Raw genomic sequence first — 10,442 nt, 5'->3', positions numbered from 1 at the left:
ATAATTTTTTCTGCAATTCCTTTTCTTCAAATTTTTTTTCATAAAAATTGATAGTTAAAGATTGATAAAGTTCAAGCAACCACTGAGGCAAACTAAATGTTAATACTTGATTATCATCTATAGTTATATCCCACTTGTTATTTTTTGCTTCTAGATAGAATAAGTCACGAAATATTCCATTATTTGAACCACGAAGCAAAAAAGCCGGATCATTGGACTCAGCTAAATCTAAAGCATGTTTCATTATTTCTTGATTAAGTTCATGTAATGCCTCATCACATGCTAGCAATTTTAAATCTTCAAGAAAAAGTTCTTTATTTTCTTTTTTTTTTAATTCTTTTAAATTGTTTAAATCATCTAATGTAATTTTCTTTCGCAAAATATTGTTAATTATTTCATTTATAAAGATTTTATCTTTATCATTGACCTTTTGAACTAACTTTAAATAATCTTCTCTTTCTAAGTTTCTTTGACCTAACCCGGAATAAACATTGAATCCTGATTCTTTCTTTTGAGCTAATCGAGGATATTCTTTTTCAATTGCTCTAGGTTTACTAATACAAGAGAGCATAATTTCTTTTAGCTTCATATAATTTATTCCTTAAATTAAAAAGGAGTATTATATTTAGTTAAAAAATATTAACAAGCACTTTATAAAAGATTAAGATAAATTAATCTTTGTTAAGGGGGTGATGCAATAATACTTTTTTGAGGTGATTAGTTTGAAGATGAGTATATATTTGGGTAGTTGATATATCAGCATGACCGAGTAACTCTTGAATTACTCTTAAGTCTGCTCCGCCCTCAAGTAAATGACTTGCAAAGCTGTGGCGTAATATATGAGGAGAAATATGTTCAGAGTTAAGATTGGCATAAAGAGCGGCAGATTTTAACAGAATTGCAAAATTTTGCCTAGTCATATAACCTGCTAAAGCTGATGAGGGAAATAAATAAATGTGATTTTTTGGTTTAGCTTTATTCACAAAAACATCTCTAATTGCAAGATATTTAGCAATAGAGATAACTGCCTGCTCATTTATTACTATGACTCTTTCCTTACTACCTTTACCAAGCACCGAAAATATTTTTCTTACTTCTCCTTTAGATGTTTTATTAGTTAGAATATCAGTAAGTTTAAGACTCACAAGCTCCGAGACTCTAAGGCCGCTAGCATAAAGCAAATGAATCATAGCATTAAGCCGTATACCTTCAGGAGAATTATCTTGCGAGCAATATTTAAGTAACGATTTAATTTGATCTATAGACAATATTTCGGGAAGTTTATTTTGATATTTCGGTAAATCTACGTTAAGAACTGGATTAAAGGCAGTATGATTTTCGCTAATTAAAAATTCATAATAGCTTTTTATAGTTGATATTTTTCGGTTAATTGAACGTGCTTGTAAATCATTACTTGCTAGATATTCAATCCAATCTCTAACATTCTCTGTGGTAATATTTAATTCGGATAATCTTTGTTTAGCAAGATAATTTTGAAAATCGAATAGGTCACGCTTATAGCTAAGTATGGAGTTTTTTGATAATGCTCGCTCCGCTAAGAGCATTTCTAGGAATTGCGAAATAAATTCCATAAGATGTGTTAATTTTTATATGGAGGCCAGGGTCGGAATCGAACCGACGAATAGAGGATTTGCAGTCCACGGCATTACCACTTTGCTACCCAGCCTTGGTTGTTTTTATTATGTCTATCGTCATTGCGAGCGACTAAAAGGAGCGTGGCAATCCCATGAAGCAGCACAAAATTCCTGAGATTGCCGCGTCAAGGCCTCGCCTTTCCTCGCAATGACGTTTTTAAAGCCACTACTAAACCGCTGTAATACTACCAACATCCATCCAAAAAAGCAACTATTTTTATATTAAACTCCTAATCCTTGCAGGATATTTAAACGATTTATCTTTCATAAAATTCAAAAACTGGCTAACGGAATTCACTATATCGTCATTTTTAATATGAGGAAAATTCAGTAATTCCTTTAAAATTATGCTTGGTTGTTTGGGTATTAAAACACTAGCTGATTGAAATAAAGGAACTACCGAGGCGAATCTTGTAATTTTATCGAACCTCGGCTTAATCTCGATCACTCTAATATTATCGCCTAAAAACCCTATATCTTGAATCAATTGTTGACCGCTTGCTTTATCTTCAATTAATATAAACCTCGGCTGATATTCTCTAGCTAATTTTTCCGTTATATTTTTAAGCTCGGGATAATTAATCTTTTTCCGTCCTAATGATACTAGATAATATCTCTGATCTAAAATTCCCCATATAGTACAAACACTATAATCGGAATCTTCGGAAATCTTAATTGCCGTATCCCAGCTGTGAATAAAATAATCAAACTTCTCAGACAGATTTTCATAAAAGCTCATATCCTCCATATTAAGTAGCGATGACCCTGTAGATATCGGTTCTTGCAAATATTGAGCATTATAATTATAGCTACCTATTTCCTGCTCTAGCTTTGCTAAGCAATCAGGAGACTCTTTATAGTTGTCTAATACTTCACCGCTAAAATATTGATATTCTTTATTCATTAATTTAAAAGAGTAATCTTGAATGCTAATCGCCGGAATTTTCAAATGATGCCATGAACTGCTATTACTAAGTAGATAACCGGATAAATCATCACTATGAAGACGCTGCATAACTAGAACTATCGCTCCCTTATTACGATTATTCAGTCTGCTCACAAAAGTTTGCTCAAACCAATCTATAACTTTCTTACGTATTTTATAAGAATGGATTTGCGTAGGATTATGAGGATCATCGATAATTAAGATATCACCACCCTCACATGTTGCCGTTCCTCCAGCCGATGTTGCAAATCTAAAGCTGTTAGCAGTCGTTAAAACTTACTTTTTTGATTATGAGTTTTACTAAGGATAGTACTCGGAAAAAGTTCCTTATACCAATCGGAATTTAAAATAAACCGACAATCTAGTGAGTGTTTAATGCTAAGTATTTGAGAATAGCTGGCAGCCATAATTCTTTTGGCGGGACTTGTCCCAAGTAAATAAGCAGGCCAAGCAACACTAACACAAATAGATTTTAAACTCCTTGGCGGTATATTGATTATTAAACGTTTAATATCACCGCTTTGTACCGCATTTAAATAATCGGTAATTATTCTTATATGTTTACTTGGGTAATACTCTACTCCCGGATTAATAGTATTAAAGACCTTAATTATAAAGCTATGGAAATCCTGCCGTAAAATAGAATTTAAGAGTTCTTTAGAATGGAGTATTGTACCTACATCGTCATTGCGAGCGGGCATTGCCTCGCCCCGTCATTGCGAGCGACTGAAAGGAGCGTGGCAATCTCGTCAAATATCCTAAGATTGCTTCGTCGAATTACTCTGTAATTCTTCTCGCAATGATGTTAAAACCTTATCACAAATTATCATTGCCATTAATCCCCTATAGTATATAATTTTGAAAAATAATATGTTTATTTATGAAGTTACTACGAATTGTTTTTATCACGATCATATGCGCTTACTCTTCTATATTTGCAGAAAATTTAGAGTCGGTTACTACAACCGAAGATATTGAAAACGATGTATTTATCCCTCTTGATGAAAATCATCCTGTTTTAAACTCAAACGATAATATTAATGATAGTTCCGAGTTTAAGAGCTATACAAACGGTAAAATTATTGTTCTAAATAAAATTACTGCCACTTCTGAAGAAATTAATTTGAAAGTTGGAGGGGAAAAATATTTCGGTAATATAAAAATCAAATTACATAAATGTATAAAAAACCTTGATCCGTATAATGAAGATAATTATTTGTTGATGACCATAACGGAATATAAAATAGACGAAGATCCTAATTTACTCCTTCAAGGATGGATGATTTCTTCAAGCATTTCACTTTCAACGTTTGAACACCCAATCTACGAAATTTTTGCTAAAGATTGTTTTTAGATGCAATATTTAATTTCAAGTTTAATATTTTTAATTCCAAGCCTTGGGATGGTAGCGGGCTTATCGGTTGCAGCTACTGTTACAATTTTTTTGCTAATGTTATTTCTGCGAGGTATTAATCGTCATTGCGAGCGACCAAAAGGAGCGTGGCAATCTCATAAAGTAGGTCTCCTGAGATTGCTTCGTCAAAACTTACAGTTTTTTCTCGCAATGACGATAAAAACCGAACTATTATTCACCGCTTGGTGCTTTATATCTTGTTTATTCGCAATTCGTCCTATTAATAGTTTAGCTACTTTTATTCAAGTTTTCATACTCTTACTTCTTGGATTCATAGTTAGTAATTCTGCCCCCTTCGGGAATCGCTTACAGCTCAAAAAAGCCTTAATACTAGGAATCCTCACGGCAATATTATTATTCTTCATTGAATATTCTTCTCATGGATTTTTAACAAGAATATTCAAAACCAATTTTGGCTTATATATGCTAGATCGGGGTTGTGCTTTACTTTCAATTACCGCCTGGGTAGCAATTATAATTCTACTTTCTAGCGGTAGAAGAAGACACGCCTTAATGCTATATATATTAGCGCTTTATTTACTAACTATTTCCGATAGTTTAGCAAGTTATTTAGGGTTTGGTATAGGAGGAGTAATATTTATTTTAGCAAGGCTTATAAAGTCGATATTTTTCAAATTAATTGCAATAAGTTTAATTACCGGATCATTATTATTCCCCTTTATAGCTAAACAAATAGAACCACTTGATTTATCTGAAAAATATTTATCTACACAACCATCAGCTACACATCGTTTATTTATTTGGCATTTCGTTGCAAACAAAATCACCTTAAAGCCGATTTTAGGCTATGGCTTTGCTGCTTCTAAACATATCGAGGTTAGTAATGATGAAATGATTGATTATAAAGGTAAAAAATGGCATCCGCTTCCATTACACCCTCATAATAATATATTACAAATTACTCTTGAACTTGGTATAATAGGGTTAATATTATTTTTAAGTTTAATCTATAAATATTTAAAACAAATCGATAATATAAAGAGTTCTAATTTTAGAGCAGCTTCTTATTCATGCTTCATAAATTACTATATTATCAGCATGATTTCATATAATATTTGGCAAATATGGTGGATATCAAGCGGTATTTGGGTACTAGTTTTAATGAAGTTGCTAGTTAAACCTGATATTGTCGTTGATAATTGATGCTATTTGGTATAGATATAGAATATTGTCATTAAACATACGTCATTGCGAGCAGCCGTAAGCTGCGTGGCAATCTCGTCAAATATCCTGAGATTGCTTCGTCGAATTACTGTGTAATTCTCCTCGCAATGACGAAAAACAATAAAAACATATGCTACAAAACTCAGAGCTTTTACAAAAATATCTACCGATTGCTATATTTTTCGGTATTGCGGTATTGGTTTCCGGCTTAATAATGATTCTACCTAACCTATTATCGACAAAGAAATATAATAAAGATAAGCTAGAGCCTTATGAGTGTGGTTTTGAGCCTTTTGGCGATGCAAGGTCAAAATTTGACATACGTTTTTACTTAGTTGCTATTTTATTTATTATCTTTGACCTTGAAATCGCATTTTTAGCGCCTTGGGCTATTAGCCTTAATATGATAGGTAAAATAGGCTTTTTCTCAATGATATTTTTCTTATTCGTACTTACTATCGGGTTCATATATGAATGGAAGAAAGGAGCTTTAGACTGGTAATTATATGAAACACAGTTTTTATCAAGAAGACGAATTATTAAATAATGAGCTTTCTAATAGAGGATTCTTACTCACTAAAGTTGACGACGTTATAGGCTGGGCGAGAGCTAATTCCTTATGGCCTATGACTTTTGGGCTTGCTTGTTGTGCTGTTGAGATGATGCAGGCAGCAGCAAGTAGATATGATATGGATCGCTTCGGTATGTTATTTAGACCAAGTCCAAGACAGTCCGACCTTATGATAGTTGCAGGAACGCTTACTAACAAAATGGCACCGGCTCTACGTAAAGTATATGATCAGATGGCTGAGCCTAAATGGGTGCTTTCAATGGGTAGCTGTGCTAATGGCGGCGGCTATTACCATTTCTCTTATTCGGTAGTGCGCGGCTGTGATAGAATCATACCGGTTGACGTATATGTCCCTGGTTGCCCTCCTACCGCCGAAGCATTAATTTACGGGCTTATGCAGTTACAGAAAAAAATTAAACGCACTACAGGTTTTAAGTATGACGCTAGACAAACTCATTGAAAAACTTGCAGCTAAATCTAGTATTTTAATAACACCTATTATAGTTAAGGATTACTTAGCTTATAAAATCGAGCCGAATTTTTTATTACCGTTTTTAAAAGCTTTAAAAGAATCGGGGGAATTACGCTTTACTGTACTTACTGATTTATTTGGAACTGATTTTCCTGAAAGAGATAAAAGATTTGAAGTAATTTACAACTTACTAAGCCTAAAATTAAATAAGCGTCTTATAATAAAAGTACAAACATCAGAAAAAGAAACTATACCTTCGGCAATGAATATATTTAGTGCAGCTTGTTGGTATGAGCGTGAAGTTTACGATATGTACGGTGTAAATTTTGACGGCAATGACGATAAAAGACGGATACTTACCGATTATGAATTTGAGGGGCATCCCTTGCGTAAAGATTTCCCGTTAACTGGTTATACGCAGGTTAAATATGATGAGAAACTAAAGAAAGTAGCTTATGAGCAGGTCGATTTAGATATAGAATATCGTGAGTTTGATTTTAGCTCTCACTGGCATAGCCCGAGTTATGTATTACCTGGGGATGAAAAGGCAACTGATGTCATTCCCGTGAAAGCGGGTATCCAGAAATAGAATTACATCAAAACCGTCATTGCGAGCATCCTTAGGCTGCGTGGCAATCTCATGAAATAATACTCCTGAGATTGCTGCGTCGAATTACTACGTAATTCTTCTCGCAATGACGTTTGATCAATATATAATTACTAACCATGACTAACAACACCAAAACTATAACTCTGAATCTTGGTCCGCAACATCCGGCAACTCACGGAGTTTTAAGGTTAATTCTTGAAATGGACGGAGAAGTAGTAAATAACGCCGATCCTCATATTGGGCTACTGCATCGTGGTACGGAAAAGCTTATTGAGCATAAAACATATTTGCAGGCTATACCATATTTTGATCGCCTTGATTATGTTTCGCCAATGTGCCAAGAACATGCGTTTGCTTTGGCAGTCGAGTCGTTATTAGAATGCGAAGTCCCACGAAGAGCTCAGTTTATCAGAGTATTATTCTCAGAACTAACAAGAATTTTGAACCATACTTTGAATATTGGCAGCCAAGCTTTAGATATCGGTGCTACTACTCCTTTATTATGGCTTTTTGAAGAACGAGAAAAAATCATGGAATTTTACGAGCGTGTTTCCGGCTCTCGTATGCATTCAAACTACTTCAGATCTGGGGGCGTTGCGGAAGATTTACCTGACGGTTTACTTGAAGATATAGATAAGTTTATAGAGCAGTTTCCTCCTAAACTTCATGATATTGAAAGTCTATTAAATGAAAATAGATTATGGAAACAGCGGCTAGTAGATATCGGCGTTGTGTCTCAAAAAGAGGCAATGGATTGGGGGTTTTCAGGACCGATGCTTAGAGGTTCAGGCATAGCTTGGGATTTACGCAAGTCAAGCCCTTATGACGTTTACGATGAAATGGACTTTAAAGTACCAATCGGCAAAAACGGTGATTGTTACGACAGATATTTTGTTCGTATGCTTGAAATGTATGAATCTGTTAAGATAATCAAGCAATGTATAGAGAAAATGCCGAAAGGTGCGGTTAAAACCGACGATCCTAAACTTACGCCGCCGACAAGAGCTAAAATGAAAGAATCTATGGAAGCAATGATTCATCATTTTAAGCTCTATACAGAAGGATATGATGTACCAGCCGGCGAGACCTACAAAGCAGTAGAAGCTCCTAAAGGCGAGTTTGGTGTATATTTATACTCGCAAGGAGGTAATAGACCTTACAGATGCCGTATTAAAGCACCAGGCTTTGCTCATTTACAAGGACTAGATTTTATGTCTAAAGGTCATTTAATGGCAGATGTTATTACTATTATAGCCACGCTTGATATAGTATTCGGTGAGATTGATAGGTGATATATTTATCATGCTGCGGGCTTGTTATGTCATTCTTAGCTAAAAGCAGGAATCCACCTTGTCATTCTGTGGCTTGACCGCGGAATCCAGCATAAAGCAAGAGAAATCGAGCTTTTATATTTGTATTTTTAACTGGATCCCGTGGTCAAGCCACGGGATGACACCAAGGACGATCCACACAGAAACAACACAAAAAATATATGGGTACAAATTTTACATTTGATAAGAAAAATTTAAATCTAGCAGAAGATATTATAAAAAAATATCCACTGGAGGGTAAAAGAAGTGCTATATTACCTCTGCTTGATTTAGCACAACGTCAAAATGGCGGTTGGCTACCCGTGCCTGCTATCGAATATGTAGCAAATATGTTAGAAATGCCTTATATGCGAGCTTATGAGGTGGCAACATTTTATACCATGTTTAACTTAAAGCGAGTTGGTAAATATCATATTCAAGTATGTACTACTACCCCTTGCTGGCTGCGTGGTAGTGATGATATCATGAAAATTTGTGAAAAGAAATTAGGTATAAAACTCAAAGAAACCACTGAAGATCAAAAATTTACTTTAAGTGAGATAGAATGTTTAGGAGCATGCGTTAACGCTCCGGTCGTACAAATCAATGATGATTATTATGAAGATCTAACTGAAGAAAAAATGGAAAAACTAATAGACAAGCTTCAAAATGACTAGAATCTTATTATTATTACTTAGATTTTATCAATATTTCATTTCTCCGCTACTTGGCAATAATTGCCGCTTTCATCCCCCTTGTTCTGAATACGCCAAAGAAGCTATAACAATACATGGCACACTTAAAGGCTTATGGCTTACCTTTAAAAGAATCATCAAATGCCAACCGTTTTGTAATGGTGGTTATGATGCTGTTCCACTCTCTATAAAAAATTCCAAATCATTTAATAAGAAAATATAAATTATATTTATTGTAAATCTTAAATATACCTTAGGCTTAGACCTTTCTTCCATTGAAAAATTTATTACAGAACATAGAAAATTTTTAGATAAATATTATGATAAGGGATATTTTATTTTATCAGGTCCTATACATCCGAGAATTGGTGGTATTATTTTAGCTAATATAGAAAAACTAAGTCAACTTAAAGATATATTAAAGAAGACGCCTTTTACATTAATGATATAGCGGAATATGAAATTACTGAATTCACTCCTACAAAATGGCACAAAAATTTAAATATCTTTTTAAAAAAATATGAATAAATTAATCCCTTTACCTCGTGAATTTTTTGCAAGAGATACTAACTTAGTAAGCACTGAGTTAATCGGTAAAGTCTTATATTTCCAAGGTAAAACAGCTATCATTACTGAAACTGAAAGCTATATAGGGATGGATGATCCTGCTTGCCATGCAGCAAGAGGGCGTACCAAAAGAGCAGCTATAATGTTTGGTCCTGCCGGATTTAGCTATGTCTATTTAATTTACGGAATGTATTATTGTTTAAACTTCGTAACCGAGACTGAAGGATTTCCTGCTGCTACTTTAATAAGAGGCGTACATGTTATTTCACCTGAAAATCTATATTTAAATGGTCCGGGTAAATTATGTAAATATTTAGGAATTAATATCTCTCATAATAAATGCGATCTTATCAATAATAACGAATTTTTTGTCGGCGATATCGGCTTAAAGCTTCCCTACTCTACTACTACCCGCATCGGCATTACCAAAGGCACGGATAAATTATGGCGTTATGTTGTTACTGATATCATTAGACTTCCTGCATAAGTCATCTTATAAAGAGGAATTTGAAGGAGACACTTCAACTCGAACCGCAGCGTATATAGACATACGTGATGATTCGAGTACCGGATCGACGTACAAATTACCTTTAGAAGTGATTTATGCAGGAAGTCTTAATTTAATCTCTCAATATAATGTACAGCCTTAATAAGGTCATATTGATTAACGGCAAAAGGACCACGGAAAGGTTTATCAAGGATAAATAATAAAAAAGTATTGATGATGAGGTGATACAAACTAAACCAACCGAAATCTTATGTAAATAAAGCTTGGTTCCAAGCATACAGACAAAAATTAAATTAATAGCGGTCATTATACATACAACTATCCAATATTGAATATTTAAGGAAAAATAGGACATTTTAATCCTGTTATACCTTACGGTATAAAGCTCTTTTATCTCCTCAATGATTTCCTGCTTAGTAAATAGCTGCATTTGCTCGCTTGCTTTATAAGCTTGTAGTCGCTTATTTGTAGAAGTCAAGATTTAATCTTACAGACATTATAAAAATTAT

Annotated in this window: 14 protein-coding genes, 1 tRNA gene and 2 pseudogenes; 11 read left to right on the top strand and 6 right to left on the bottom strand. The window is 34.0% G+C overall.

The features are described from left to right. The 5 genes from KYQ89_RS03750 to KYQ89_RS07780 form a co-directional block, all read right to left on the bottom strand. The coding region (locus tag KYQ89_RS03750; protein ID WP_218460469.1) for a DUF5410 family protein at nucleotides 1-589 on the bottom strand (589 nt) is incomplete at its 3' end. An 82-nt stretch (nucleotides 590-671) separates the two neighbouring features. Beyond that, nucleotides 672-1,592, bottom strand: a complete 921-nt coding sequence (xerD, locus tag KYQ89_RS03745; protein WP_218460468.1) for a site-specific tyrosine recombinase XerD — start codon at nucleotides 1,590-1,592, stop codon at nucleotides 672-674. A gap of 20 nt (nucleotides 1,593-1,612) precedes the next feature. Then, a tRNA-Cys gene (locus KYQ89_RS03740) sits at nucleotides 1,613-1,687 on the bottom strand. Between the two features lie 185 nt (nucleotides 1,688-1,872). After that, the gene (terL, locus tag KYQ89_RS03735; protein ID WP_371920404.1) at nucleotides 1,873-2,715 is read right to left on the bottom strand and encodes a phage terminase large subunit; all 843 of its coding nucleotides are present in this window, start codon (nucleotides 2,713-2,715) and stop codon (nucleotides 1,873-1,875) included. A 155-nt stretch (nucleotides 2,716-2,870) separates the two neighbouring features. Beyond that, nucleotides 2,871-3,302, bottom strand: a complete 432-nt coding sequence (locus KYQ89_RS07780; RefSeq protein ID WP_256621245.1) for a hypothetical protein — start codon at nucleotides 3,300-3,302, stop codon at nucleotides 2,871-2,873. Between the two features lie 179 nt (nucleotides 3,303-3,481). Between KYQ89_RS07780 and KYQ89_RS03730 the strand changes: the two genes are divergently transcribed. The 11 genes and pseudogenes from KYQ89_RS03730 to KYQ89_RS03680 form a co-directional block, all read left to right on the top strand. Continuing rightward, the gene (locus tag KYQ89_RS03730) at nucleotides 3,482-3,955 is read left to right on the top strand and encodes a DUF2155 domain-containing protein (RefSeq protein ID WP_218460467.1); all 474 of its coding nucleotides are present in this window, start codon (nucleotides 3,482-3,484) and stop codon (nucleotides 3,953-3,955) included. After that, nucleotides 3,956-5,179: an O-antigen ligase family protein gene (locus KYQ89_RS03725; protein WP_218460466.1), complete on the top strand. Its 1,224-nt coding sequence runs from the start codon at nucleotides 3,956-3,958 to the stop codon at nucleotides 5,177-5,179. It abuts the gene before it with no gap. A gap of 151 nt (nucleotides 5,180-5,330) precedes the next feature. Further along, entirely contained in the window at nucleotides 5,331-5,702 is a 372-nt protein-coding gene (locus KYQ89_RS03720) for an NADH-quinone oxidoreductase subunit A (protein WP_218460465.1), read from the top strand. A gap of 4 nt (nucleotides 5,703-5,706) precedes the next feature. Beyond that, on the top strand, nucleotides 5,707-6,231 hold the full coding sequence (locus KYQ89_RS03715) for a NuoB/complex I 20 kDa subunit family protein (RefSeq protein WP_218460464.1): 525 nt from the start codon (nucleotides 5,707-5,709) through the stop codon (nucleotides 6,229-6,231). Further along, nucleotides 6,209-6,832: an NADH-quinone oxidoreductase subunit C gene (locus KYQ89_RS03710; protein WP_218460463.1), complete on the top strand. Its 624-nt coding sequence runs from the start codon at nucleotides 6,209-6,211 to the stop codon at nucleotides 6,830-6,832. The genes KYQ89_RS03715 and KYQ89_RS03710 overlap by 23 nt, the downstream gene beginning before the upstream one ends. A gap of 137 nt (nucleotides 6,833-6,969) precedes the next feature. Continuing rightward, nucleotides 6,970-8,145: an NADH dehydrogenase (quinone) subunit D gene (gene nuoD, locus KYQ89_RS03705; protein WP_218460462.1), complete on the top strand. Its 1,176-nt coding sequence runs from the start codon at nucleotides 6,970-6,972 to the stop codon at nucleotides 8,143-8,145. Nucleotides 8,146-8,345: 200 nt separating this feature from the next. Next, complete coding sequence (gene nuoE, locus KYQ89_RS03700) at nucleotides 8,346-8,840, top strand: NADH-quinone oxidoreductase subunit NuoE (protein ID WP_218460461.1); 495 nt, start codon at nucleotides 8,346-8,348, stop codon at nucleotides 8,838-8,840. Further along, nucleotides 8,833-9,081 carry a membrane protein insertion efficiency factor YidD gene (gene yidD, locus KYQ89_RS03695; RefSeq protein WP_218460460.1) on the top strand — a complete coding sequence of 83 codons (249 nt, stop codon included), beginning with the start codon at nucleotides 8,833-8,835 and terminating at the stop codon, nucleotides 9,079-9,081. Before nuoE ends, yidD begins: the two co-directional genes overlap by 8 nt. Further along, a complete protein-coding gene (locus KYQ89_RS08285; protein ID WP_371920405.1) occupies nucleotides 9,082-9,309 on the top strand; it encodes a YciI family protein in 228 nt (75 codons plus the stop codon). A 69-nt stretch (nucleotides 9,310-9,378) separates the two neighbouring features. After that, a complete protein-coding gene (locus tag KYQ89_RS03685) occupies nucleotides 9,379-9,912 on the top strand; it encodes a DNA-3-methyladenine glycosylase (protein WP_218460459.1) in 534 nt (177 codons plus the stop codon). Then, nucleotides 9,896-10,030, top strand: a pseudogene (locus tag KYQ89_RS03680) (palindromic element RPE1 domain-containing protein); the annotation flags it as partial. The gene KYQ89_RS03685 and the pseudogene KYQ89_RS03680, both read left to right, overlap by 17 nt. 10 nt (nucleotides 10,031-10,040) lie before the next feature. On the opposite strand, the pseudogene KYQ89_RS08280 reads toward KYQ89_RS03680, so the two are convergent. Next, nucleotides 10,041-10,411: pseudogene (locus KYQ89_RS08280) on the bottom strand (hypothetical protein); the annotation flags it as partial. Nucleotides 10,412-10,442: the final 31 nt, after the last annotated feature.

It is taken from the genome of Rickettsia sp. TH2014 (assembly GCF_019249195.1).
Classification (GTDB): Bacteria; Pseudomonadota; Alphaproteobacteria; order Rickettsiales; family Rickettsiaceae; genus Rickettsia; species Rickettsia felis.
Note: the sequence above shows the minus strand (reverse complement) of the source record. Positions and strands in the feature narration are given on the sequence as shown.